Genomic DNA, 25,626 nt, shown 5'->3' with positions numbered 1-25,626 from the left:
CTGTGGTGAGAACATTAGATGGAGTCGATGAATTTCACAATAGCGTCACGGTCTTCCTTCGAGAGGTTGCGGAAAGCTTCGATTTGTTCGTAAGCGTCGCTCTCGGTGCTGGTGCCGTGCCACATGATGGCTTCCAGCGTGGTGCGTGCGCGGCAATCGTGCAAGCGGTCGGCATATTCGGCTCCGGTGCAACGCTGGTGCAGGCCGCGTCCCCAAAGCGGAGTGGTGCGGCACCAGCCCGTGCGGATATCGTTCTGCATGTGCAGCTTGTGCTGTACCATATCCGTATAAGGCCATATCTTCTGGTTCGGATAGCGGGGCAACTGGTCTGCCTTGTCTCCTACGAAGAAACGTGCCGGGTCGCGTATCTCGTCATCGCCCGTAGTCCAGCTGGGCTTGTGGCAATACGTACACCCGATTTGTTCGAAGAGTTCCTTGCCTTTCAATACTTCTTCATCGTCTACGTTGCGTGCGGCGGGCACGGCAAGTCCGCGGTGCCATACCATGAGGTCGATGTAGTCTTGGTCAGACACTTCCACGTCCAGTTCTTTCGAAGTCAGGTAGTTGTAGATGTTCTGTTGCTCGTCATACGTACCGTCTTCGTTTTGGATATGCCAGTCGGGATGGTTCTTTTCCGGGTCGGCTTGCTCGATGTAGTCACGGAATCCGGCTTGCACATCGGGGTCTTCCGAAGAATACTGGGCATACGTACCTGCCGCATCCAGGTAATGGAAGCGGCGGTCGCTACGTGTAGCGTTGGTGATGTTCCAGAAAGCGTTGGCTCCGGCTGCATCCTGCAACGGACCACGGCTCAGAGCATACGTATAACGGAAAGGATATTTCGTCCCGTCACCTCCCTGTGCCGTGTTGGCATATTGCCCCGTCCAGTCTCCGTTGGCAAAGATGTTGGGGTTCAGCCCGTTCTTCATGTATCCGTCCTTCTCCTGCTTGGCATATTCCGCTTTCAGGTCTTCATCCGAAATGGCATCCAGCAAGCCGGTACCGTAAATGCCGATGGTGGATTCCAAACGGACTTCGTAAGTGCCTACCTCATATCCTTTATTGGCTACGTAGATAGCGCTCTTCGGTATGGTCACTTCGGGATAGCGGAGCTGGTAAGTTTCGCCGTCGGGGAACTTGTTGCCCCAGCTATCGGTATATTCATGCCAAGTCAGCATAATCTGACTTTCGTCCAGCGGAGCCTTGAAAGGGGCCACGGCATGGGTCTGCGGCATACCTGCAAGCCAAGAAACGTAGGCATTGGTTGCAGGGTTGTAGACAACTAATAAGTAGCCGTTGCCTATTGTGTTTGTATTGAAAGAACCGGCAGGTTGGCTTTGTCCGTGCCCGTATCCCGGATGGCAATGCTGGCAAGAGGTACGGATATAGACAGGTCCCAAACCGTGACGCATACCAGAGAAATTAGATGTATAAGGTTTCTCGAAGAATTGTTCTCCTCTGTTAAAAGAGGCGGTCATGTCGGCATCGCCGTCTACTACAGGAGTCGGGTCTTCGAAAGCGGTAGAAGATGAATTGAATGTTGTACCCAGTTCTCCACCTGTATAATACCAATCAGGAAGTTCTGACGGTTCTGGATTCGGTGACGGATTGTCTGTTTTCACTTCATCGTCACTACAAGCCGTTATCATGCCTATTGACAAGAATGCAGCTAAATAATAATGTTTTTTCATCATCCAAAAGTAATATAAAGTTAGTAATTGTCCTATCATAATTCTAAAAAGATGACATCTTATGGAATAAACTCATGTGTTGTCATTTAAAGCATAGTGAAGAATCTCGAATGCATGACTGCATTTCCGAGACCCTCCGCTAAGCTCAGAATGATATTATTTTTTGATTATGCAGTTTATTGCCTAAACATGCCCTTTTTATTGGTTCAAGAGAAATGATTAGTGATTTGCCTGTAACAAAGTTTTCACTTCATCAAAGATGTCATTCATCACATTACAAGCGTCAATAGCGTCTTGATTAATGGTATCATATTCAGAAGCCCCACAAGTGTAGGCAAAAGGTTCACCCATCAATGAAATTTTATCGTATGCATCTTGGATAGCGGCTTTCACACGACTGTCTAAGTCGGGATCAAGCGTAGCAATGTAAGCACTAAGCGTATTCGTAGCTACTTGAATAGTTCCGTCTACAGAAGGAGAACCTTGATAAGCATTGCGGATACTAATGATATTACCCAAGAAGTCGCGGATAGAATTTAAACTATAAGGTGATTCGATATAGTTCGGATCGTATTCCATACCTCCTGAAGGAAGACCCTTACCTGTCGGGTTACCGATTTTAATGTTGCCTACCTCGTTTGCGATGTTTTGGATACCTGCGGTTATAATGTCGTACATTACATCGAGATAGTTTACGTATTCACTACCTGCGTTACCCGCATTTTTAATACGTTCACCAAAGTTTATGCCTTTATCCAGTTCGGTATCAGTCAAAATCTGTTGTTTCTCTGATGTTACATTTTCTGTACCAGCCCAACATGCTTCCAATAAAATACACTGGTTACGCAAGTCAGCGGCTAAACCAACCAAATAATTTAATTCCTCGGTGGTATAATTCAGATTATGAGCTACACTTTCAGAATTAGCAGTAGCATTGCCGTTAGCGTTTGTATTTGTCAGTTCAAATAAAAGATATTCGATGGCATGGAATCCTTGTAATGCATATCCTAAATAGTTACCGACATATACACCTTCATCATCCATTTGTGCCATTTGTGCAGGATTGCTCAACAGGGCATCCATTCCTGTTTTATCAAGCGGCCAAGAGTCAATGTGCGGGTCTATATAGTAGTCTCCGGCTGGGCCGAACAGCCAGGCTTCGCTTTTTTCCCAATAATCGCGTGCGGTTTTCCAAGCTTCGCCGGCTGCTTCTACATCTGCGGTAGATAAGGTTCCGTCCGCTTTTTTGGTGCGGATATCAATACACAGGCTATGCAGTTGCATAGCGGCGTCTGCCATGCCTTTGTAAGTCGGTATTACAGTTTTGTCCGTATAGTCGGTTATTACATCTTTCAACGCTTGCTCCTGAACGGAAAGCCCTCCGATTTCTTCCGGGTTTTCAGGATTATCGTCATCACTACAAGCGGTAACACTCATGCCTATCATGGCGGTAAATGCCATGTAGAGCGGGAATTTCAAATACTTTTTCATTGTCTTACTATTTTAATTGGTGTTTTGTTTGTATCTTGTTTTTGATTTTACAAATTGAAGAAACCGGAATAGGCTACTCCTAACGAAACGGCTGGTTCGTTATTGAATTTGCTTTTCAGGATGCCCAATGAATATTCCCCCTTCAATACGATGTCTTTCATCGGGTAATAGTTCACACCGAATGCGATGCGTTGGCGGCCGTATTCTTCATAATCGGTCACGGCATCTTCCGTTTTATACATTGAATCATAATATTCATAACGACCGAAAAGATAGAATTTGCGTCCTTTTTCTTGCTGTTTTTTGCCGAGCCAGCCAAATAAGTCGTAGCCCACTTCTACCCCTGTAGAAATTGCTGATGTAGCTACGGGTCTCTTTTTCGCAGGCGAGTCATTGGAGAAACTTTGGTTATAACGGGTTATCAAAGCAGCATCCGACAAGTGTCCATAATCAAAATTTCCACGTGCCACCCAGTTATGGTCGTTGTAATGAAAATCAAATGAACCGATTAATACAGTCCCCTTTACATCGTCGTATATCGCATTGGTCGCTTTCTTCAGTGTATTGCTGAATGTGTTTCCGGCATATCCGCTTACAGAAAGTCGAAGGCCTTTTACCGAATAATTATCTACACGGACAGCACCAGCCATAGCATTGGCTATCTTGAATTCGTAAGGACTTCCGGCACCGCCTTTTATCCATTCCTTATCATTAAAACGGTCAGAGTCAAGTCCAGGAAGCAACATAGCTTCATACCGCCAATCTCCTGCACGTCCCCAAATGCTTAATCCGGTTTCATGCCACGTACAAGGCATAATGGTATTTTCACCTTCCGGACGATATACACCAAAGAATTCGGTAGGAAGGTGATGGGCATTCGTAGCACCTACCGGGATGACCATGTGCCCTAATTTAATGTTGAACTCCGGACAGAAAGATTTCTGGATCCAAAATTGCTCGAGGGCAACTTCACCTCCACGTTCCACTTCGGTTTCGTATTCACCTCCTTCATGTTCTTCTATCTCAACGGCACTTTCTGTACCTCCGTGTTCAAATTCGATTTCCATCCCCATTGACCAGCCTTTGCCAAAATCATATCCTAACATCAGGACAACATGTGGCAGGTCAAAACGTCCGTGTTTATCGTCTTTATAATCCTGCGGACTGTCATAGCGCAAATAATTGTCGCTATAAAAGTTCCGGCTATACACCGCCTCACCATAACCGCCGATGGTGAAACGTGATTTCTTCTTTTCTGTCTTGACCGTTTCCGATGCGCTCTCTGCGGTCATGTCCGCATTGCCTTTACTTGCCTGCTCTGCTTCACCTGTAGCGAAAGCGTGCGGGGCAAGCATCGCCAAGCAGAGCGAGAATAAGAGTTTCGTTGTTTTCATTTCTCTTTATCTTTTGTTGATTTTTAACTACCGCAAAGGTATGGAGCTTGCTTTATAGCGGCAATACCTACTTTTAGGTAAAAAAAGATGTTAAATACCTACTTATGGGGATAGCAATGCGTATTTTTGCAGGAAATATGACAACAAAGCAAAAGATATGGAAGAATACAGACTCGAAGGCTTGACCATCAAAAAACATCTGCTCCGGTTGGCAGAGCAGGGGAACAAAAAGTTTACCGAAAGCCTGAATCCGGGCGTGGAACATGTGTTGGGTATCCGTGTGCCCCACTTGCGGAAACTGGCGGCACGCATCGCCAAAAGCGATTGGGAAACGTATCTCGACACCGCCGACACCTATTATATGGAAGAGCGGATGCTGCATGGAATGGTATTGGGCTGCATCCGTCCCGATGCCGACATCGAGGTGTACCTGCACCGAGTGACCCGTTTTGTATGGAACATCAACAGCTGGTCGGTGTGCGACACGTTCAAGTTCGGAGGAGGAAAGCGGTTCGTCGAAACGAACAAAGAACGGCTGTGGGAGTACCTGAAGACTTGGATGCAAGCCGAGGGCGAGTATGAAATCCGCTTCGGAGTGGTGATGGCGATGCAGCTCTTCATCGACGAGGAGCACATCGGCGAACTTCTCTCCTTATATAATGCTATCCGTCACGAAGGCTATTACGTACGGATGGGAGTGGCATGGGCACTCTCTGTCTGCTTCGTGAAATTTCCCCAACAGACGATGGCATACCTGCAACAAAATTCGTTGGACAACTTCACTTACAACAAGGCATTACAGAAAATCGTAGAGTCGTACCGGGTAGATGCCGCCATAAAAGACGTGATACGGGGAATGAAGAGGTAATTCGGATACAGTAGGCTGCGTTGCCGGATGCGGCAAACTGCATAATTAAAGCCATTGGATTGCGTAAAAAGTCCTGTGCAGTCAGGACTGCTGTCCTAATAGGCAAGGACTCCAGTCCTAGTAAGCTTAGGACTGCAGTCCTAGCAATATGGGATTGAGGGAGGACTGGGATGTCCCGGACTGGGCAGCCGTTTGACTTTGTAAAAACAGTAATATGTGTCCATCTATTCGTGGTGGTACGGACTGTTGTTCAGGATGCTCATCGCACGATATAATTGCTCGACAAAGATGAGACGTATCATCTGGTGCGAAAAAGTCATTTTCGAAAGTGAAAGTTTTTCTTGCGCCGCCTGATAAACGGCAGGCGAGAACCCGTACGGACCTCCGATAATGAACACCAACCGCTTGACGGAATGCATCTTGCGTTCTATCCAAGTGGCAAATTCTGTCGAGCGGAACTCCTTGCCGTGTTCATCAAGCAAGACTGGCACGTCTCCAGGCTGGAGTGCTTTCAGTATCAGTTCGCCCTCCTTTTCTTTTTGCTGGTCGGTACTAAGGCTCTTGGTATTCTTCAGTTCCGGAATCACTTCAATGTCGAACGGAATATAATGCTTTATCCGCTGCACATAATCACCTATGGCGGAAATGTAATGTTTCTCTACTGTCTTTCCTACAACCAATAGTACAAATTTCATAATCTTTAATCGGGTTTTAAACATTTTCTTTTTGCAAAGGTATGAATAAATCCGTACCTTTGCCCCGATTTGATAGTACAATAAAAAAACAGAACGAATATGGACGAGAAAATTGTAAAAGATTTGATTGACCGGCTTATCGACTTGTCGTTTGCCGAAGATATAGGTGATGGCGACCACACTACATTATCGTGCATTCCAGCCGATGCTATGGGAAAATCGAAGCTGCTGATAAAAGAAGAAGGCATACTGGCAGGCATTGAAGTGGCAAAGGAAGTATTCCGCCGTTTCGACCCGACATTGAAAGTGGAAGTGTTCATTCAGGACGGCACTCCTGTGAAACCGGGAGATGTACCCATGATAGTATCGGGAAAAGTGCAGTCGCTTCTGCAAACCGAACGTCTGATGCTGAATATCATGCAACGCATGAGCGGCATCGCTACAATGACCCATAAATACGTAGAGCGTCTGGAAGGCACAAAAACCCGCGTACTGGATACGCGTAAAACTACTCCGGGCATGCGCATTCTGGAAAAGATGGCAGTAAAAATCGGTGGCGGAGTGAATCACCGCATCGGTCTCTTCGATATGATTCTGCTGAAAGACAACCATGTAGATTTCGCCGGAGGAATCGACAAGGCCATTTTGCGTGCGAAAGAATATTGCAAGGAGAAAGGAAAGGATTTGAAGATAGAAATCGAGGTACGGAACTTCGACGAACTGCAACAAGTGCTCGACTTGGGTGGTGTAGACCGCATTATGCTGGATAACTTTACGCCTGCCGACACACGCAAAGCTGTAGAAATGGTAGGAGGACGCTACGAAATCGAATCATCAGGAGGCATCACCTTTGATACTCTTCGTGATTATGCCGAATGTGGTGTCGACTTCATTTCGGTAGGTGCGTTGACCCATTCGGTAAAAGGATTGGATATGAGCTTCAAAGCTTGTTGATTTTCCTTTTCATCACAGAGTCACGGAGTCGTTTTGCTGTACACTGTGACTTCTGTTATACTAGAATAATGAAAGGATGAACAAAATGAAAAAGAACAATTTCATAAAAGGAATGTTGGTGTTTGCCTTATGCTTTGTATTTTGCAGCACAGCCAAGGCACAAGACTGGAAATCGATTCTTTCCGGAGTAGCCAATGCGATAACGGAAGGAAAAGGAAGCGACCTTGCTTCGTGGTCGATAGAAGGCACGTGGAATTATACGGGACCCGATTGCAAGTTTACCAGTGACAATCTGTTGGCAAAAGCGGGAGGCGAAGTAGCGTCAAAGAAAGTAGAAGAGAAGATGACTGGCATTCTGGAGAAGCTGGGCTTTACAGAAGGATGTTCATACACCTTCAATTCCGATGGTACCTACACCTCGACAGTAAAAGGGCGTACCACATCTGGAACCTATACGTATGACAGTGAAACGAAAGAATTGCAACTGAAGACAAAACTGGGATTGAAATTCAACGCCATCGTTTCGCAGAATGTACTGGCTCCCAAGAAGATGAGCCTGCTTTTTAAGGCAGACAAAGTCATGTCGCTGATGCAGACAATAGGCAGTGCCTTAAGCAGCAATTCCTCCAATTCGGTGGTAAGCACCGCCAATTCCTTGCTGGACGAATACGACGGCCTGCAGCTAGGCTTCGCACTGGAAAAACAATGACAAGACAGACTTATAAACCAATGCAGAAGCCGATTGGATACATACAAACAGCGTAAATTCCGCGACACAAACAGTGTCGATGAAATCAGCAAAAAAAGGTCGTATCATTACTCAAAGCAGTGATTGATATGACCTTTTTAAGTATTAAGTAACTGTTTACACGTTCCAATAACATTATCAACGGAATCTTTCATGCCGGAAAGAATTATCTGATATCGAAAAGACAGAATACTTTAAACTAATATACTAAAACCAAACACAGAAGAATATGAAGAAAAACATCGCAACCAAAATACTCCTGGGACTGTCTGTACTAGCATACAGCACCAGCACCTATGCACAAACCGTCGAACGCGAACGTCCTGCCGAATGGCAACAACTGGTTCCCGGAGCCAGGTTTATGGACCGCTTCCTTGCCATGCCTGAAGGAACCCAAGGAAAACAGACATGGGGAACAGACAGCGTGCAGAACCGATATACAGACAACGGCATCGAACTGCCAGACATCTCTTTTTGGGGAGGCAATATCCTCCAGACTCCCGACAAACGGTATCATCTATATGTATGCGGATGGCCGGAAAACTCACCCAAAGGACACATGTTCTGGTCTAATTCGACCGTCTTTCACGCCACCTCCGATAAACTGACCGGTCCCTATCACATCCAGAACTCCATCGGGAAAGGGCATAACCCTGAAGCCTTCCGACTGGACGACGGACGTATCGTAGTCTATGTTATCGACGGATACTACATCGCAACAAATGAAGATAGCCCGATATGGTATTACCAGAAATTTGATTTCGACCCACGCGACCGACCAATCATCGAAGGATTGTCCAACCTCACCTTTGCCCGCCGGCAAGACGGCTCACGCCTGATGGTATGCCGTGGTGGAGGTGTATGGATTAGCCGCGACGGCATCTCCCCTTACCGGCAACTGACAGGCAAACGGGTCTATCCTGCTGTAGAAGGCAAATTCGAAGACCCAGTGGTATGGAAAGACAGCCTACAGTATCACCTGATTGTCAACGATTGGCTAGGACGCATAGCCTATTACCAACGTTCGAAAGACGGCATACACTGGGTAACGGAACAAGGCGAAGCCTACATGCCCGGCGTATCTTTCCATCGCGATGGAGAAATAGAGCATTGGTTCAAATACGAACGACCGAAAGTTTTCCAAGACCACAACGGACGAGCCATACAAATGAATTTTGCAGTCATCGATACCATTAAATGGAATGATCTTCCAGGTGACCGGCATTCATCGAAAAACATCTGTATCCCACTCAACAAAGGAATACTGCTTTCGGTACTCAACACCCGACCCATTGATGACTCTACCCGACGTATTGAAGTACGGATACAGGCCGAACCGGGATTCAATCCTCAAACAGACATAGACATTCAGTCCCTCCGCTTCGGTGCATACACAGAAGTCAATTACGGACGAGGCTGCCTGCCAGTAAAGACACGCAAAGACGGAAAAGACCTGATAGTGACCTTTGACGGAAAAGGAAGCGGTATCACTCCCGATGAATTTGCGCCCAAACTTATTGGACACACAACAAAAGGTGAGTTACTGTTCGGCTATGCCTACCTGCCCTATGTCAACTATACTCCTGCCCTTCTCTCGGCACGCCGCCCACAATACGACTCCTCGCAAGGAACCCTGAAAGTAAAAGTGGAAAACTTCGGACTTTCTACCTCACAACCAGCTGAAGTTGAAGTGCGCCTGAACGATAAAACCATAGCACAAGGTACTGTAGAAAGCCTGGAACCTTACGGAGTATCCGAACTTATACTGCCCCCCTCATTCCATCCGGACGGTGACAACCTGCCATACGAAGTAATCATCCGTTCGGGTGGAGTAGAAATGGAGCGTCATACTTTTCTACAATAGGAAACTGTATACAGACTGGCACAAAGTTCAAACCCAGTCGGTGACACTATGGATAACAAAGGGAAGCTGGAACACAAAGAATGAACCTACTGCTACCGCTATAATCCATAACAATATCAGAGTCACCTTGACTCCCGTAGCCATCGGACGCCAGACCTTGAAACTCTGCAAGATAACCTGCAACAAACCGACTACGGGAATGCCTATTACCAACAGTGCACAGACTGCGAGCCCGATAACAGGAGCAGGGCTCGTAGTCAGCATACTCCAATCCACTTCTGGCAATGCATAATAAAGCAGGGCAGGCGTACTTGCCAATACTCCCGTGGCAGCCATCAACAATGCAAAGGCTACAGCCAGCCCGACAAGCAATGCCGGCACACAACAAATGGCAACCAATACCAGCACTACCTTGATGAGGAAACCTGCCACTTGTATCACAGCATCGCAAAAACGTGCCAGCAACGAACGAGACCCGGCAGAACGTATCTTATCGCCTTCCCGTTCGAACCCGTCGGTCACTGTCCGCCCGATATTCTCCATATTGATGGGTTCACCTCGCATCTGAAGTTTCTCGGTGGCGGTGCGTGCCTGGGGAATAATAATCCACATGATAATATATGCCAACATCAACGGGAAAAATCCTCCCACACTGAGCAGGATAAAGCCTAATATCAGCAACAAAATACGTAAAGGAGTAGAATCGATGCCGAAATAAGCAGCCAATCCCGAAAGTACACCGCCCAGAATACGGTCGTCCGGATTACGGAACAAGCGCCGTTGCACTCCTTGCAACGATTCATCGGTCTTTCTCTCGGCCGTTTCTTCCTCATCCGGACTCAGGTCTTCAGGTTTTCCCATACGGGCGATAACCTCTTCCACTTGCACGACGGTAATGACTTGAATGCCTCCGGCAAGGTATTCATTAAACAACTCCGAAATGCGGATTTCCATATCACGTACAATCTCGTCGGCACTTTCTTCTTTCCGGAAATGATAGCGAAGATTATTCAAGTAATTGTCAAGCAAAATATAGGCGTCCTCGTCTATATGATAAACGGTTCCACCCAAATTAACAGTCAGTGTCTTTTTCATTGTCTTTACAGGTTATTAGTTTCGTTCTTAAATGATTTACCGTAGCCGCCAGTTCGTCCCATGCCGTTTCCAGCCCTTTCAAGAACTCTTCCCCTTCGGAAGTGAGGCGATAATATTTCCGTGGAGGTCCTTGCGTGGATTCCACCCATTCATACGACAACAAATTATCATTTTTCAGGCGTGTAAGCAACGGATACAAAGTACCCTCCACCACAATCAGTTTTGCTTCTTTCAGGTTCTGGATGATATCCGATGCATACAGAGGCTCCCGATGAAGCAGCAATAAGATGCAATACTCAAGCATCCCTTTGCGCATTTGAGATTTCACATTATCAACATTCATCTGTCATTCCTCCTTATTTCTTTGTATGGCACAAATATATGTATTATATAAATACCTTGTATTACATAGTACTTTTATTTTATCTCTTTTAACAAAACAAAGTATGCAATCATACTTTTTGAAACAGAATTTATCCTGTCTTTATTCTTCTTTTTCAAGCAAAAACAATAACTTTGTAAGAAAAATCAAGAACAATGTTTACAATCAGAAAAGCTACACTTGAAGACATTCACTTAATCAACCAATTGGCAAAAGAGGTCTTCCCCGCCACTTACAAAGATATCCTGACTCCGGAACAAATCGACTATATGATGGACTGGATGTATTCGCCCGAAAATCTGAAAAAACAAATGACAGAAGAAGGGCACATCTACTATATTGCCTACGAAGAATGCGAGCCTGCAGGTTACGTATCCATCCAACCCGAAGGGGAAGACCTGTATCACTTACAGAAAATCTATGTGATTCCCTATTACCAAAAAAGTCATCTAGGCAAACTCCTGTTCCAACAGGCCATCAAGGGTATCAAGGAACTGCATCCGGCTCCCTGCCGAATGGAATTGAACGTAAACCGGGAAAATCCGGCTCTTGGATTTTACCAACACATGGGAATGGAAAAAGTACGTGAAGAAGACACGCACATCGGCAACGGCTTTTATATGAACGACTATATTATGGGAATCAGTATCTGATTCGGATATCCAGACATACGGGCAGATGATCGCTGTATCCGCCTTGATACCTCATCCCCTTGTAAGTGCGAAAAGGAGTAATACCTCCATATCGTTCGTCTTCTTCAAGCAAAAAAGGAAAGTCAAGCACATGGGCTTCCGCAGTACCGGTATGAAGTGAGGCTGAAGGAAGAAGCATACTGCCATTAACGATGAACTGGTCGAGTACTCCCCATTCTCCACGGTAACGATAAGTTCCGGGTTCTTTTCCCGCCATTAAATTATAAAGAAGAAAAGATGAGACATCATTCTCCTCTTCTGGCGTTTGTGCCCCCAGCACTTGGGATATTGAACGGCTGGACGGTTCATCATTGAAATCGCCCATTATAATAAGGTAAGGGGATTGACGTACGGAGAGCAACGAATCGACCGTATGACGCAATACATCCGCAACAAACAAACGGTATGGTTCGCTTTGCCTTGTTCCGCCAGAACGGGAAGGAAAATGACAAACAAATACATCAAGGGTATCGCCTGAAATGACACGCCCGCTTACATGCAACAAGTCACGGGTAGGCTTTCGCCCGATACGGAAAGAAGGAATACGGATGCACTGCATACCAAGCAACCGGAACGTAGCAGGCTGATAAAGCAAAGCTACATCAATGCCACGTTCATCAGGCGAATCAGTCATCACATACCGATAAGCGGCATCACGCAAAGGCGAATACCTGGTCAGTCCATCCAGGCAATAGGCATTTTCCACCTCACACAGTCCTACCAAATCAGGAACCTGATTACTCGAAGCAGCCAACACCACCTTGGCTATCTTATTCATCTTTGCATGATAACGGTTCCAGTTCCATCCACGGACGGCATGTGGTAAGAATTCTTCGTCTTGTTTCAAGGAATCATCACGGCAATCGAAGAAATTCTCTACATTATAGTGCATCACCCGAAAAGATTCCTGTGCACTGACCCGCAAACAGAAAAAGCACACACCTAACACAGACAAACATAAAAAGCCACTGATTCTACTTACTTTCCTGCCGATACGGAATCCGGTAAACCTATATGAACTTACGTGTGCCTGTGCCATGGGTGTGCAATCATTTTTTATCAAGATTTCGCAGGAATATGTGCCAAAACATCCAGCAGATGACGCCAGAACTTATCTACTGTAGGAATCAGCATGCGCTCATCGGGCGAATGCACGCCACGCAAAGTAGGTCCGAACGATACCATATCCAACGAAGGATACTTCTCCAAAAACAATCCGCACTCTAATCCGGCATGAATGGCTTTTACTTTCGGTTCTGTTCCAAACAAGCGCTTGTAACTCTCTACGGCAATGTGCAATATTTCTGAAGAAGGATTGGGTTTCCAACCCGGATATCCGTCACCTGTTGAAACAGAAGCACCACCCAGCAAAAATGCTGCACTTACCATCATCGACATATCCTCACGCGAAGAAAGGATGGAACTGCGCTGACTGGTCACCACTGTCAGTTCCCCTTTTCCTTGTTTCACCGAAGCCAGGTTAGACGAAGTCTCTACCAATCCTGCAATGTCCTGGCTCATAGCATACACTCCATTATGCACAGCATAAATAGAAAGCAAGAAACGCTTCATGTCAGCAACTTCCATCACTTCCGCACGAGGTGCTTCCGATTCCAGGTCCATCTGCAAATTAGGTTCAGTTACAGCATATTCGTTTTCCACTTCCGACAAATACACGTTCAGGTCCACACGCACCGACTCCTTGTTTTCCATCGGGACTGCACATACAGCATAAGCCTCGCGCGGAATGGCATTATGCAGATTCCCTCCGTCTATCTCGCACAAACGCAGGTCGTATTTCCACATCAGTTGCACCAAGTAACGGTTCAACAGTTTGTTAGCATTTGCACGGTTCTTATTTATATCATCCCCCGAATGGCCTCCGGTAAGTCCTTTTACAACTACACGGAAAAAGAAATATCCTTCGGGAGCATGCGTCATCGGACAAGGAAATACCGCTGTTGTACCCGCCCCTCCGGCACAACCGATAAATAACTCCCCTTCATCCTCCGAGTCCAGGTTTATCAGGATATCCCCTTTCATAAAACCTTCTTTCAAAGCGAAAGCACCGGTCAGCCCTGTTTCTTCGTCCACCGTAAACAAGCATTGTACAGGTCCGTGTTCCACATCATCCGAAGCCAGCAAGGCAAGTTCGGCTGCCATTCCGATTCCATTATCGGCTCCCAACGTGGTTCCTCTGGCTCTCAACCATTCCCCGTCAATATATGTTTCTATCGGGTCGGTTTCGAAGTTATGCTGTGTATCCTTGTTTTTCTCACACACCATATCCATGTGCGACTGGAGAATTACCGTTTTTAAATTCTCCTTGCCCCGCGAAGCCGGCTTCTCTATCAATACATTTCCAGCATCATCGGTCCGGGCATGCAACCCGTGCTTCTGGGCAAAATCCAACAGATAAGCTCTTATTTTTTCTTCCTTCTTGGAAGGACGAGGCACCTGGCACACTTCTTCAAAATATTGGAAGACAATAACAGGTTTCAAATCTTTTTTCTCCATAAATCAAGTGTTTATTTTTCTACTTCCGTAAAAATAAGTTAAAAATACGAATTAATGAGGATACTCCTCGCTTTTTTCAAGGACAAACATCCAATTTCGATAACAAAAAGTATATCTTTGCAGCACAAAATTAATAGAAATGCTTAAGACTATCCTCTTTACTGTGTTAATAGTTGCTATCAGCATAGCACTATTCTCTGTAAAGATACTCTTTACAAAAAACGGAAAATTCCCTAATACCCACGTCAGCGGCAACAAGGCGTTGCGTAGGAAGGGTATCGGGTGCGTACAATCGCAAGATCGCGAGGCAAGGCAAACGAATCCGCATGCCATTGCCGAACGTATGCCTAACGGAAAAGAACAGGAAAACAATTAATAACTAAGATACTGAAAAAAACATGATGAAAAAAATGAAGTATGTCCTGAATGGATTTTTGGCATTGGCTCTTGCGCTGATGTTCACACAATGCACTGACAAGAAAGCAGAGAATGGAAACTCGACGGAAATTACAGCTACCGTACCGGGAAGTATGAAAATAGCATACGTCGAAATAGACTCATTGCTGACTAAATACAAGTTCTGGAACGACCTGAACGAACAGATGATTCAGAAGGAGGAAAATATCCGTACTACCTTGAACGAAAAAGCCAAAGACTTGGACAACGATATGCGCGAATTCCAACGCAAATTGGAAAACAATGGTTTTGTAAGTCAAGAGCGTGCCGAACAAGAAAGAGTACGTATTGTCCAAAAACAGCAGAAATTGCAAGAACTGCAAGAAAAATTAACCAACGAACTACAGACAGAAAACCAAAAGAACAGTTTGCAATTGCGCGACTCCATCAATTCATTCCTGAAAATCTATAACAAAGACAAAGGATATAGCCTGATTATCAGCAATACAGGATTCGACAATCTGCTGTATGCAGACGACGCATTCAACATCACCGATGAAATTGTTGAAGGACTGAACGCCCGTTACAATCCGAGCAAGAAATAAACCTTTTTATATACAAAGACGAGGCACGACTTGGAAAGAAGAACATTCTCTTTCCGGGTCGTGCCTCATCTTTATCAAAAAATCCCCGGTTCCTACCGAACAAAACAAGAACCGGAAATGTTATAATAACAGATACATTCGCCCAATCAGACTATGACCCACTAAAAGCATTACGATTATGGAAACGTTTGCAGATTTAGTTACATCATCCACTCCTGTACTGGTAGACATCTACGCAGAATGGTGTACACCTTGCAAGGCTATGACACCTATCTTGAAACAACTGAAAGCAATGCAAGGAGATGCCATCCGGATTATCCAAATAAACATCGACAAGAATCCTCAAATAGCCCAGCATTATGCAGTACACTCTGTGCCTACACTTATGATATTCAAAAACGGCAAACAGCTATGGAGACAAAGCGGATTTGTGAACATCCATGAACTAAACCAAATCATCGAACAATTCAAATGATGTTTACCTTTTGATTTTCTTTTTGTAAAGGTCGGCACGCCCCATTACATCACGCACAAAATTATAAGTTTCCGTACCACGGAAATAACCGTTTTTACAAACCGGATCCTGATAATATTCCTCATTGCTCTTCAGCAAGATATAATGGTCTACATGGTGCTCCCACCGATAAGGGTCTTTTCCATATTTCTTCGCCAAAGCCATGGCATCGGTTATGTGTCCTGCTCCTGCATTGTAAGCCGCCAATACGAACTTCACCTGCTCATCCTTGTCATCCACCTTCCGGAAAATATTCTGCAACTGGGCTATATACTTTACCCCTCCTTTGATACTCTCTTCCGGGTCTTGCTCCTTGCCCCTTGGAATCCCCATAGCATGAGCCGTAATAGGCATCAGCTGCATCAGTCCTTTAGCACCGGCCCACGACACTACATCCGGATTGAAATTCGATTCCGTATAAACCAATGCTGCAAGCAACCGCCAATCCCATCCGATTTCTTTAGCATACTTACGGAACAAATCGTCGTAATGCGATATCTTTCCATCCTTCACCGAGAGGATAGAACCATGCACCGGCTGCTTGTTAAGTTCAAAATAACGGCGTGCACTTGCCTTGAATTCCGGTGAATTGATATTTTCCTTGTGCCATTTATCTGCTGCCTGGGCAAGCAAAGGCGATGTTTTACGTACTGCCCACGAAGCACGCTGGTCGAAACTGACCACCAGCCTGATATCCAAGTTAGAATAATATGTACGGTTTATCTTTGCCACTTCATTGGTAGCTACGGTATAATCTATCTTACCTTCAGCCACCTGCGTAATCAAATCCTCGGTCGACAAGCTGTCCGCATCTACCAAATGAATACGTATGCCTCCTCCCAGCTCTTCATTCAAATGAACCAGACGTTCATAGTACTTTCCGGGACTTACATACACATCTTTGTCAATTAACTGGGTCACATCTTTCACTGCATCTCTACCTCTGCGTTGTACTACGACCTGATGCGTAATATTCTCCTCACCACAATAAATCAGACTGTCTTTCCACGCCTGTGTAATATCCAGATTATAAGCTATGAGGTCGCCTTTACCTTCCAGCAGGCATCGCACCATTTCCGAAGGATTGTTCACCACCTTCAGCTTCATTTTCAATCCCAGCGACTGCACGAACTGCTGTGCCAACTCATATTGAAATCCCATCGGTTCGCCCCGATAATTGAAATAGGAAGTAGAACTGTTGGCAGTAAGCACCACCAGTTCTCCACGTTCTTTAATGACAGGCAAATCAACATTCGCCTCACCTCCTGCCGACTGCCTGCCACTACAAGCTACCGACAGCCAACATATCAGTCCTATCCAACTCCAGAAAACAACTGTTTTCATCGGCCAATGATTTTTTCTATATATAGCTTCAGTATCTCGATAGCCTTCCAGTTGTGTCCACCTTGTGGAACAATCAAGTCTGCATATTGCTTGGCTGGTTCAATAAACTCCTGATGCATCGGTTTCAGCACCTTTACATACCGGTCCATCACGGCTTCGGCTGTACGTCCGCGCTCAATCACGTCCCGCTGGATAACCCGGATCAACCGTTCATCCGAATCTGCATCCACAAACACCCGCAAATCCATCAAATCCCGCAAGCGCTTATCACTTAATGCCAGAATACCTTCGATTATCACCACTTTACGCGGTTCTATATGAATGGTTTCAGGTTGTCGTGTACAAGTCAGATAAGAATAAACCGGCTGTTCTATCGCTTTTCCCTGCCGGAGCATCTCCACCTGTTTCGACAAAAGTTCCCAATCGAATGCATCAGGATGGTCGAAATTTATGTTCTGGCGTTCCTCTACAGGTATATGGCTACTGTCCTTATAATACGAGTCCAAAGGCAATAATGCCACTTCGTTGGCAGGCAAACTATCGACTATACTTTTTACGACTGTTGTTTTTCCGGAGCCTGTTCCTCCGGCAATACCGATGATAATCATGCTTTACTGGTTTTTAGATGTGGATAATTTGCACAAATATACACATTTTTCTCCTGCCCGCATCAAAAAAACGTTTTTTCAGCATATTTTATACCTTGAATTTACAAGAATGAGACATTGGCTGAATGAGGACATCCATGAAAAATAAAATCCATAAATCCGAAATGAAAAAAGCCCCTTGAAACAATCGCCGTAATCCGGAAAATACTTACATTTGTAGCAATAGACACAAGCATAAATTTTAAAACTTTTACATCATGGTAAAACATATTGTATTATTCAAGCTGAAAGAGACACTGACACAAACCGAAAAACAAGACGTTATGCACCGCTTCAAGGAAGCCATCGAAGCCTTACCGGCCCGCATACCGACTATCCGGCACATCTTTGTAGGACTGAACATCAATCCGGATGAAAAATGGGACATCTGCCTGGAAAGTGAATTTGACACACTGGAAGATATGAAAGCCTATTCAATTCACCCCGACCACCTGGCTGCTGCCGGAATCCTGAATGGATACAGACAAGACCGCGCCTGCACAGATTATATCATCAATTGACAAAGTTATGAAAAAAATTATCAACCCATGGGAAGGCATGAAGGGATATAACTGTTTCGGATGTGCTCCGCAAAATCCTTCAGGACTGAAAATGGAATTTTATGAAGATGGAGACAGTATCGTCAGTTACTGGAAACCTGATGAAAAATACCAGGGATGGCTGGACACACTGCATGGAGGCATCCAGGCTTTATTGCTCGACGAAACATGCGGATGGGTCGTCATGCGTAAACTACAAACCGCAGGCGTCACTTCAAAAATGGAAACCCGTTACCTGAAACCAGTACATACCACTGACAAGCTGCTTACCATCCGCGCTTCCATCCGTGAGCAACGAAGAAACATTATCACCATCGAAGCAACCCTCACCAATGAAGCAGGCGAAGTATGCACACAAGCCGTCTGTACCTACTTTGCCTTTCCACGTGAAAAAGCCGAACACGAAATGCATTTTCATGAATGTAAAGTAGAAGGAGAATAAAAAGAACTATTCGAAAAACATAAAAATAGCAAAAAGCATAAACTTGCACAACCAAAATCGAGGTTCTTTTGTTAACTTTACATAGAAGTTTAATTGATATACAAAGTAAATATGGCAAAAACAGCATTTCAAGGAAACCCTGTCACCCTGGCAGGTGAATTTGTAAAAACAGGAACGCAAGCTCCTGATTTTTCACTGGTAAAAGGGGATTTAAGTAGTTTCACCCTGGCAGACACCAAAGGGAAATATGCCCTGCTGAACATCTTCCCCAGCATGGACACAGGAGTATGCGCAGCATCGGTACGTAAATTCAACCAACTGGCAGCCCAAATGAGTGATACCATTGTATTGGCAATCTCGAAAGACCTGCCTTTTGCCCAAGGACGGTTCTGCACGACAGAAGGCATTGAGAACGTCATTCCACTATCAGACTATCGCTATACGTCCGATTTCGGAGAAAAATATGGCGTACTGATGACTGACGGTGTATTGTGCGGACTACTGGCACGGGCGGTGGTTATCATCAATCCGGAAGGCAAAGTAGTTTATACCGAACTGGTACCTGAAATCACCCAAGAGCCTGATTACGAGGCAGCCCTTGCCGCCCTGAAAGGCTAAATCCATCACTCGGATTACACGGATAAAATCTCATAAGCAGATTTTTTATCTGTGTAATCCGTAGTGTTTTTTTATTCTGCAGCAAATTCCTTGATGCGCTGTTCTTCACTCAAGCGGCAAATCAGCAGACGGTCATTTTTTTCAGCAACGATGTAACCGTCAAGTCCTTGTACCACCACTTTCTTTTCTTCGGTAGTATGTACAATGCAATTACGGCTTTCGTGCAAATGAATGTTTTCTCCGATGCATACATTATTATGAGCGTCTTTATGCAAGTTATCGTGCAACGATCCCCATGTACCCAAGTCACTCCAACCGAATGAAGCCGGGAACACATAAATTTCTTCTGCTTTTTCCATGATGGCATAGTCGATAGAAATGTTTTCGCACGTAGGGAAAAGCTTGTCTATTTTCTCCTGTTCCACCTCTGTATAATAATAAGGCAGCAATCCTTCGAAAATGTTCGACATAGTAGGCTGGTACACCCGAAAAGCATTGACGATGGTGCTGACATTCCAAATGAATATACCGGCATTCCAGAAATAATTTTTCCGTTGTAAGTATCGTTTGGCCGTTTCCAAATCCGGTTTTTCCTTGAATGCATCTACCCGGTAGATTTCTTTATTGGAAGGACATGCCATAGAAAGATCACCTTCAATATATCCATATCCTGTTTCAGGACGCGTAGCCTGCATACCCAGAGTGACAATGGCATCAGAGTCGGCCGTAAACTTCAAAGCAGAATTGACTACCCTTACAAACTCACGCAAATCCATCACTATGTGATCACTCGGAGTAACCACTATATTTGCCTTGGGATTCTTCGCTTTGATTTTCCAACTCACATACGCTATACATGGAGCCGTATTTCTACGGCAAGGTTCTAATAAAATATGCTCGGGATTAATATCTGGAAGCTGTCCTTTCACCAGCTCTGCATAAGCCGCCGATGTGACAATCCACATATTTTCCACTCCGCACACATCACGAAAACGTTCAACCGTAAGCTGAAGCAACGTCTTTCCACATCCTAAAACATCAATGAACTGCTTGGGGAAATCAGTAGTACTCATCGGCCAGAACCGACTTCCCACTCCTCCTGCCATAATGACGACATGATTGTTATTCGAATTCATACTGAATTTATTATTTTAAATCTCAGTTGCAAATATATGTATTTTAATTACATTAAGGCCATATTCAACAATTTTTTATCTCTTTTTCCACCGCAAAGTGTTATCAAACATAAGAACCTGACTGCTCCTTCTTTATCATAACAGAAACGATGCCATAAAAGCATTTCACCTGAAAAAAAACAAAAGGAGTTAGAAGTAAAATGTAAAGACTTCTAACTCCTTGAGATTATTTCCTGTCCGGAAAAGCCGAAATCAGCGTTTCCGTTTCCAAAGATTACTCATATCTTCCAGTGTCTTTCCCTTGGTCTCCGGAACCAGCCTCCATACAAACAGCGCAGCTATAATACAGATAGCCCCATAAAGACCATAAGTAAACCAATGTCCGAAATCAGGGTCATTGCTTGTCTGCATATTGAACATGGGGACAAACGAAGCACTCACAATCCAATTGAATATCCATTGGAAAGCCACGGCAATGGCTACAGCAGCTCCCCGAATCGTATTAGGAAATATTTCTGAAATGAGCACCCAGCAAATAGGTCCCCATGACATCATGAATGAAGCGCTATAAACCATGATGCTCAACATCGTCACCAGCTCCACACCGGCATGTCCGAAAGTAAACGCTACCCCCAAGGCACCGATAGCCATCCCGATAGAACCTGTGATAAGCAAGGGTTTACGTCCCCATTTTTCAACCGTAAAGATAGCAATAAGCGTAAACAGAATATTGACAATACCCATGATAATGGTTTGCATCATAGGATTCGCCATACCCATGTCATCAAAAATTCGCGGAGCATAATAAAGCACAGCATTGATACCTACAGCCTGCTGGAACACACTCAACATAATACCGACGAAAATAACAAGTACACCGTAAGTAAATACTCTCTCGGTTTTTTCCGTAATGGTATTTCTTATCTCGTTCAGAATGTTATTCCCTTCCGTCTTTCCATTGATTTTACAAAGCACGGAAAGTGCTTTGTCATCTTCTCCAGCCATGACGAGGTAACGCGGAGTCTCGGGCACAAAACAAATCAGTAAGGCAAATAACCCTGCCGGTACAGCTTCACTACCAAACATATAACGCCATCCGGTAGATATGGTCCACGGATCACTTCCTGGAGCCACAGCATTGATGCCCTGACCGATAGATTCTATAACAGGATTGGTATGATCGCCCAGAATAAAGAAATTCACCATATATACGACCAGCTGACCAAAAATAATGGCAAACTGATTCCACGATACCAATGTACCTCGGATATTAGACGGAGCCACTTCAGCGATGTACATCGGACAAATTGCAGAAGCAAGCCCTACCCCTACTCCTCCTATGACACGATAAATATTAAAAGCGATAAGCAACGGATAAGTCGGCACCCCATGCTCGAAAAACAAGAATTCAGGTACCATCGAGCCCAATGCAGAAATAAAAAACATGATACCGGCAAATATCAACGATTTTTTCCGGCCCCAATTCGAAGCCATATAACCAGAAACAGCACTGCCGATAATGCAGCCAATGAGCGCGCTGGCACATGTAAAGCCGTGCCATCCATCCGTATATACAAAATCTTCCGCTCCCAAGAAGAATGCCTGCAATCCTTTTTCCGCACCCGAAATGACTGCTGTATCATATCCGAACAGCAACCCTCCCAACACGGCTACAAGCACAATCGTAAAAAGATAAGTTTTACTTCCTTTTTCGGCGTAATCCATGATATAAAAACAAATAAGGTAAAGAATGAAGAACAAAAAAAATGAAGAACGAAGAACGAAGAATGAAGAACCGGGGGTACATCCGCCTATTCTTCACTCTTCATTCTTAATTCTTCATTCAACTATCAGCAATACATATTCACAATAGCTTCATACAATTCTTGCTTGCCGCTAGTCTGTTTCGGTTCGCCTACGGTCTTGGCGTATGCCACAACATCTTCCAGCGTCAGCTTGCCTTCTTCAAATTCTTTGCCCTTACCAGCATCGAACGAAGCGTAACGGTCTGCCAGCATCTTCTTGTATGGAGATTCTTCCAGCAATTTGGCTGCACTCAGCAGAGCACGTGCCATTACATCCATACCTGCGATGTGGGCGATGAAGATATCTTCCAGATCGGTAGAGTTACGACGGGTCTTGGCGTCGAAGTTCGTACCGCCGTTGCCCAGACCGCCGTTTCGGATAATCTGCATCATGGCCTGGGTCAGCTCGTAATTGTCAATCGGGAACTGGTCGGTATCCCATCCGTTCTGATAGTCACCGCGGTTAGCATCGATAGAACCCAGCATACCGTTGTCTACAGCTACGCACAATTCATGTTCGAAGGTATGACCGGCCAAGGTAGCGTGGTTTACTTCGATATTTACCTTGAAGTCCTTGTCCAGATTGTGGGCCTTCAAGAAACCTACTACGGTTTCAGTATCCACGTCATACTGGTGCTTGGTCGGTTCCATCGGTTTCGGCTCAATCAAGAAGGTACCGGTAAAGCCTTTGGCGCGTGCATAGTCGCGGGCGATGGTCAACATCTGCGCCAAGTGTTCTTTTTCACGTTTCTGGTCGGTGTTCAGCAATGACATATAGCCTTCACGTCCGCCCCAGAATACATAGTTACTACCGCCGAGTTCGATTGTTGCATCAATGGCATTCTTGATTTGAACACCAGCACGTGCTACAACATCAAAATCCGGATTGGTAGCAGCACCGTTCATATAACGTGCATGACCGAATACATTAGCCGTACCCCACAACAGCTTGATGCCAGTTTCAGCTTGTTTCTGCTTCAGATAAGCCACCACTTCTTTCAGGTTAGCTTCATATTCTTCAATTGTATCGGCTTCATCGCAAAGGTCTACATCGTGGAAGCAATAATACTCGATGCCCATTTTCTGCATGAATTCGAAACCGGCATCCACCTTGTCTTTGGCAGCTTGTACCTTATCAGGATTTCCTTTCCAAGGGAATTTCTTTGTTCCACCACCGAACTGGTCGCCACCTTCTGCACAAAGAGTGTGCCACCATGCCATAGAAAACTTCAACCAGTCTTTCATCTTCTTACCCATTACGACTTTTTCAGGATCATAATAACGGAAAGCCATCGGGTTCTTGCTTTCTACACCTTCGAATTTGATTTTACCAATACCAGGAAAATACTCTTTTGTTGCCATAGTTTTATTTGTTTAAAAGTTAATGTATTGAGTTTTTAAGTTTGTGAGTTTTTAAGTTTGTGAGTTCTTAAGTTTGTGAGTTTTTAAGTTTGTGAGTTTTTAAGTTTGTGAGTTCTTAAGTTTGTGAGTTTTTAAGTTTGTGAGTTCTTAAGTTTGTGAGTTCTTAAGTTTGTGAGTTTTTAGCCTCCTTGTGTTTTCGCACCTTCTGTAGAGACGATGTGCACATCGTCTCTACGATGATGATACCAACGAATGCACACATAATGCCCAAAGAAGCATTAAACTAAGAAACTAAAAAACTAAAGAACTCAAAAACTCAAAAACCTACCTTATGCATGCATTCCAGCCAACGTTGGTAGGCATCTTCGTATGCCGATTTATTAGCCGCATCCGGTTCGATGACAGCCAGCTTATCCAAGGTAGCAAACGCCTCATCATTATTCTTATAAATGCCTGCGCCCATACCTGCACCTTTTGCTGCACCTACCGAACCATCGGTATCATAAAGTTCAATAGTCGCACCGGTCACTCCAGCCAGCGTATTGCGGAATATCGGGCTAAGGAACATATTGGCATGCCCGGCATGGATTTTTTGTACATCCATTCCCATATTCCTCATGATGTCGATGCCATACTTAAACGAGAAGACAATACCTTCCTGTGCCGCACGGATGATATGGTTGCGCGTATGCAGATTAAAGTTAATGCCATGGATAGAGCATCCTGTTTCCCGATTCTGAAGCATACGTTCCGCTCCGTTACCGAAAGGAAGGATACTGATACCACCTGCCCCAATCGGTGCCTGAGCAGCAAGGTCGTTCATTTCAGCATACGAAACACCTGCGGGTACTACCGTACGCTTCACCCATGAATTCAGTATACCCGTACCGTTAATGCAAAGCAATACACCCAAACGAGTCTGGTCTGCCGTATGATTTACATGAGCAAACGTGTTCACACGTGATTGAGGATCGTAATTAACCGAACCGTTTACACCATAAACGACTCCCGATGTACCTGCGGTAGAGGCAATCTCACCCGGATTGAAAACATTCAGAGAAAGTGCGTTATTCGGCTGGTCGCCCGCACGGTAGGTCACCGGAGTTCCTTCTTTCAATCCTAATTCGGCGGCGGCAACGGCGGTCACTCTTCCTTGTTCGGAAAAAGTAGGACGGATATCAGCTATCAACGAACGGTCGAAACCATAATAATCAAGCAGGAACTGAGCGACATCGTTTGCCTGGAAATCCCAGAACATACCTTCCGACAAACCAGAAACGGTAGTACAGATTTCACCAGTCAGACGCATGGCAATGTAATCGCCCGGCAGCATGATTTTATAAATCTGCGAGAAGACATCCGGTTCATTCTCCTTAATCCACGCCAATTTCGAAGCGGTAAAGTTACCCGGAGAGTTCAGCAAATGCGAAAGACACTTCTCTTCGCCCAATGTCTGAAAAGCTTTCTCCCCATAAGGAACAGCACGCGAATCGCACCAAATGATAGCCGGACGAAGCACTTGCTGCTGTTTGTCTACACAAACCAAGCCATGCATCTGATAAGAAATGCCGATAGCGGCAATTTCTTCTTTCTTTGCCCCGCTTTCATTCATAATAGCTTCTGTAGCCAACTTCAAGTTAGCCCACCACATTTCCGGCTTCTGCTCAGCCCATCCCGGATGAACGGCGATAATTTCCGCTTCCGTTTTCGGATAGAAAGCCGAAGCCACACATTTACCTGTCCCGGCGTTTACCAAACTGGCTTTCACCGAAGAACTACCAATATCATACCCTAACAAATACATAG

General features: G+C 44.9%; 25 protein-coding genes. 11 read left to right on the top strand and 14 right to left on the bottom strand.

The genetic code is table 11. From position 1 onward, the window contains the following. Window positions 1–14 precede the first annotated feature (14 nt). From B5G04_RS17660 to B5G04_RS17650, 3 genes are all read right to left on the bottom strand, one after another. Complete coding sequence (locus B5G04_RS17660) at window positions 15–1,694, bottom strand: di-heme oxidoredictase family protein (RefSeq protein ID WP_087398214.1); 1,680 nt, start codon at window positions 1,692–1,694, stop codon at window positions 15–17. Window positions 1,695–1,910: 216 nt separating this feature from the next. Next, window positions 1,911–3,182 carry an imelysin family protein gene (locus B5G04_RS17655; protein ID WP_087398213.1) on the bottom strand — a complete coding sequence of 424 codons (1,272 nt, stop codon included), beginning with the start codon at window positions 3,180–3,182 and terminating at the stop codon, window positions 1,911–1,913. Window positions 3,183–3,229: 47 nt separating this feature from the next. After that, window positions 3,230–4,576 (bottom strand): hypothetical protein, encoded by a 1,347-nt coding sequence (locus B5G04_RS17650; RefSeq protein ID WP_087398212.1) that lies wholly within the window; start codon window positions 4,574–4,576, stop codon window positions 3,230–3,232. 157 nt (window positions 4,577–4,733) lie between these two features. Here B5G04_RS17650 and B5G04_RS17645 point away from each other — a divergent pair, with 157 nt between their 5' ends. After that, the gene (locus B5G04_RS17645; protein WP_087398211.1) at window positions 4,734–5,444 is read left to right on the top strand and encodes a DNA alkylation repair protein; all 711 of its coding nucleotides are present in this window, start codon (window positions 4,734–4,736) and stop codon (window positions 5,442–5,444) included. Window positions 5,445–5,668: 224 nt separating this feature from the next. Here the strand turns inward: B5G04_RS17645 and rlmH are convergent, their stop codons facing one another. Next, complete coding sequence (gene rlmH / locus B5G04_RS17640) at window positions 5,669–6,139, bottom strand: 23S rRNA (pseudouridine(1915)-N(3))-methyltransferase RlmH (RefSeq protein ID WP_022039368.1); 471 nt, start codon at window positions 6,137–6,139, stop codon at window positions 5,669–5,671. Between the two features lie 99 nt (window positions 6,140–6,238). Between rlmH and nadC the strand changes: the two genes are divergently transcribed. The 3 genes from nadC (at window position 6,239) to B5G04_RS17625 (ending at window position 9,705) form a co-directional block, all read left to right on the top strand. Further along, a complete protein-coding gene (gene nadC, locus B5G04_RS17635) occupies window positions 6,239–7,093 on the top strand; it encodes a carboxylating nicotinate-nucleotide diphosphorylase (RefSeq protein WP_087398210.1) in 855 nt (284 codons plus the stop codon). Between the two features lie 85 nt (window positions 7,094–7,178). After that, complete coding sequence (locus B5G04_RS17630) at window positions 7,179–7,802, top strand: DUF4923 family protein (protein ID WP_087249659.1); 624 nt, start codon at window positions 7,179–7,181, stop codon at window positions 7,800–7,802. Between the two features lie 268 nt (window positions 7,803–8,070). Then, window positions 8,071–9,705, top strand: coding sequence for a glycoside hydrolase family protein (locus B5G04_RS17625; RefSeq protein ID WP_204247032.1), 1,635 nt, complete (start codon window positions 8,071–8,073; stop codon window positions 9,703–9,705). Window positions 9,706–9,732: 27 nt separating this feature from the next. On the opposite strand, the gene B5G04_RS17620 is transcribed toward B5G04_RS17625, so the two are convergent. Then, entirely contained in the window at window positions 9,733–10,800 is a 1,068-nt protein-coding gene (locus B5G04_RS17620) for a PspC domain-containing protein (RefSeq protein ID WP_022039373.1), read from the bottom strand. After that, window positions 10,778–11,143 (bottom strand): PadR family transcriptional regulator, encoded by a 366-nt coding sequence (locus B5G04_RS17615; RefSeq protein WP_022039374.1) that lies wholly within the window; start codon window positions 11,141–11,143, stop codon window positions 10,778–10,780. The genes B5G04_RS17620 and B5G04_RS17615 overlap by 23 nt, the downstream gene beginning before the upstream one ends. Window positions 11,144–11,337: 194 nt before the next feature. Here B5G04_RS17615 and B5G04_RS17610 point away from each other — a divergent pair, with 194 nt between their 5' ends. After that, window positions 11,338–11,835, top strand: a complete 498-nt coding sequence (locus B5G04_RS17610; RefSeq protein WP_087249633.1) for a GNAT family N-acetyltransferase — start codon at window positions 11,338–11,340, stop codon at window positions 11,833–11,835. Here B5G04_RS17610 and B5G04_RS17605 read toward each other — a convergent pair. Further along, entirely contained in the window at window positions 11,825–12,766 is a 942-nt protein-coding gene (locus B5G04_RS17605) for an endonuclease/exonuclease/phosphatase family protein (RefSeq protein WP_239414146.1), read from the bottom strand. The genes B5G04_RS17610 and B5G04_RS17605 overlap by 11 nt on opposite strands. Before the next feature lie 167 nt (window positions 12,767–12,933). After that, on the bottom strand, window positions 12,934–14,391 hold the full coding sequence (locus B5G04_RS17600) for an aminoacyl-histidine dipeptidase (protein ID WP_087398209.1): 1,458 nt from the start codon (window positions 14,389–14,391) through the stop codon (window positions 12,934–12,936). A gap of 139 nt (window positions 14,392–14,530) precedes the next feature. Here B5G04_RS17600 and B5G04_RS17595 point away from each other — a divergent pair, with 139 nt between their 5' ends. The 3 genes from B5G04_RS17595 (at window position 14,531) to trxA (ending at window position 15,867) form a co-directional block, all read left to right on the top strand. Continuing rightward, window positions 14,531–14,767, top strand: a complete 237-nt coding sequence (locus B5G04_RS17595; RefSeq protein WP_087398208.1) for a hypothetical protein — start codon at window positions 14,531–14,533, stop codon at window positions 14,765–14,767. Window positions 14,768–14,792: 25 nt separating this feature from the next. Beyond that, on the top strand, window positions 14,793–15,392 hold the full coding sequence (locus tag B5G04_RS17590; protein ID WP_022039379.1) for an OmpH family outer membrane protein: 600 nt from the start codon (window positions 14,793–14,795) through the stop codon (window positions 15,390–15,392). A gap of 178 nt (window positions 15,393–15,570) precedes the next feature. Further along, complete coding sequence (gene trxA, locus B5G04_RS17585) at window positions 15,571–15,867, top strand: thioredoxin (RefSeq protein WP_022039380.1); 297 nt, start codon at window positions 15,571–15,573, stop codon at window positions 15,865–15,867. 3 nt (window positions 15,868–15,870) lie between these two features. Here trxA and B5G04_RS17580 read toward each other — a convergent pair whose 3' ends face one another. Continuing rightward, a complete protein-coding gene (locus B5G04_RS17580) occupies window positions 15,871–17,250 on the bottom strand; it encodes a transglycosylase SLT domain-containing protein (protein ID WP_087398207.1) in 1,380 nt (459 codons plus the stop codon). Then, window positions 17,247–17,858: a uridine kinase gene (udk, locus tag B5G04_RS17575; RefSeq protein WP_087249625.1), complete on the bottom strand. Its 612-nt coding sequence runs from the start codon at window positions 17,856–17,858 to the stop codon at window positions 17,247–17,249. Before udk ends, B5G04_RS17580 begins: the two co-directional genes overlap by 4 nt. 257 nt (window positions 17,859–18,115) lie before the next feature. Between udk and B5G04_RS17570 the strand changes: the two genes are divergently transcribed. The 3 genes from B5G04_RS17570 to tpx all read left to right on the top strand — a co-directional run bounded on the left by B5G04_RS17570 (window position 18,116) and on the right by tpx (window position 19,517). Then, entirely contained in the window at window positions 18,116–18,418 is a 303-nt protein-coding gene (locus B5G04_RS17570; RefSeq protein WP_022039383.1) for a Dabb family protein, read from the top strand. A 7-nt stretch (window positions 18,419–18,425) separates the two neighbouring features. Further along, window positions 18,426–18,899: a PaaI family thioesterase gene (locus B5G04_RS17565; RefSeq protein ID WP_022039384.1), complete on the top strand. Its 474-nt coding sequence runs from the start codon at window positions 18,426–18,428 to the stop codon at window positions 18,897–18,899. 111 nt (window positions 18,900–19,010) lie between these two features. Continuing rightward, window positions 19,011–19,517 carry a thiol peroxidase gene (gene tpx, locus B5G04_RS17560; RefSeq protein ID WP_022039385.1) on the top strand — a complete coding sequence of 169 codons (507 nt, stop codon included), beginning with the start codon at window positions 19,011–19,013 and terminating at the stop codon, window positions 19,515–19,517. Window positions 19,518–19,588: 71 nt separating this feature from the next. On the opposite strand, the gene B5G04_RS17555 is transcribed toward tpx, so the two are convergent. The 4 genes from B5G04_RS17555 to B5G04_RS17540 all read right to left on the bottom strand — a co-directional run bounded on the left by B5G04_RS17555 (window position 19,589) and on the right by B5G04_RS17540 (window position 25,624). Then, window positions 19,589–20,653 carry a mannose-1-phosphate guanylyltransferase gene (locus B5G04_RS17555; RefSeq protein ID WP_022039386.1) on the bottom strand — a complete coding sequence of 355 codons (1,065 nt, stop codon included), beginning with the start codon at window positions 20,651–20,653 and terminating at the stop codon, window positions 19,589–19,591. 252 nt (window positions 20,654–20,905) lie between these two features. Next, on the bottom strand, window positions 20,906–22,378 hold the full coding sequence (gene xylE / locus B5G04_RS17550; RefSeq protein ID WP_087398206.1) for a D-xylose transporter XylE: 1,473 nt from the start codon (window positions 22,376–22,378) through the stop codon (window positions 20,906–20,908). A gap of 125 nt (window positions 22,379–22,503) precedes the next feature. Beyond that, entirely contained in the window at window positions 22,504–23,820 is a 1,317-nt protein-coding gene (gene xylA / locus B5G04_RS17545; protein WP_022039388.1) for a xylose isomerase, read from the bottom strand. 316 nt (window positions 23,821–24,136) lie between these two features. Then, a complete protein-coding gene (locus tag B5G04_RS17540; RefSeq protein ID WP_022039389.1) occupies window positions 24,137–25,624 on the bottom strand; it encodes an FGGY-family carbohydrate kinase in 1,488 nt (495 codons plus the stop codon). Window positions 25,625–25,626 lie beyond the last annotated feature (2 nt).

The sequence above is a fragment of the Bacteroides sp. An51A genome, assembly GCF_002161565.1.
GTDB lineage: Bacteria > Bacteroidota > Bacteroidia > Bacteroidales > Bacteroidaceae > Phocaeicola > Phocaeicola intestinalis.
The sequence above is the reverse complement of the archived record's forward strand: the minus strand, read 5'-3'. Positions and strand labels throughout refer to the sequence as shown.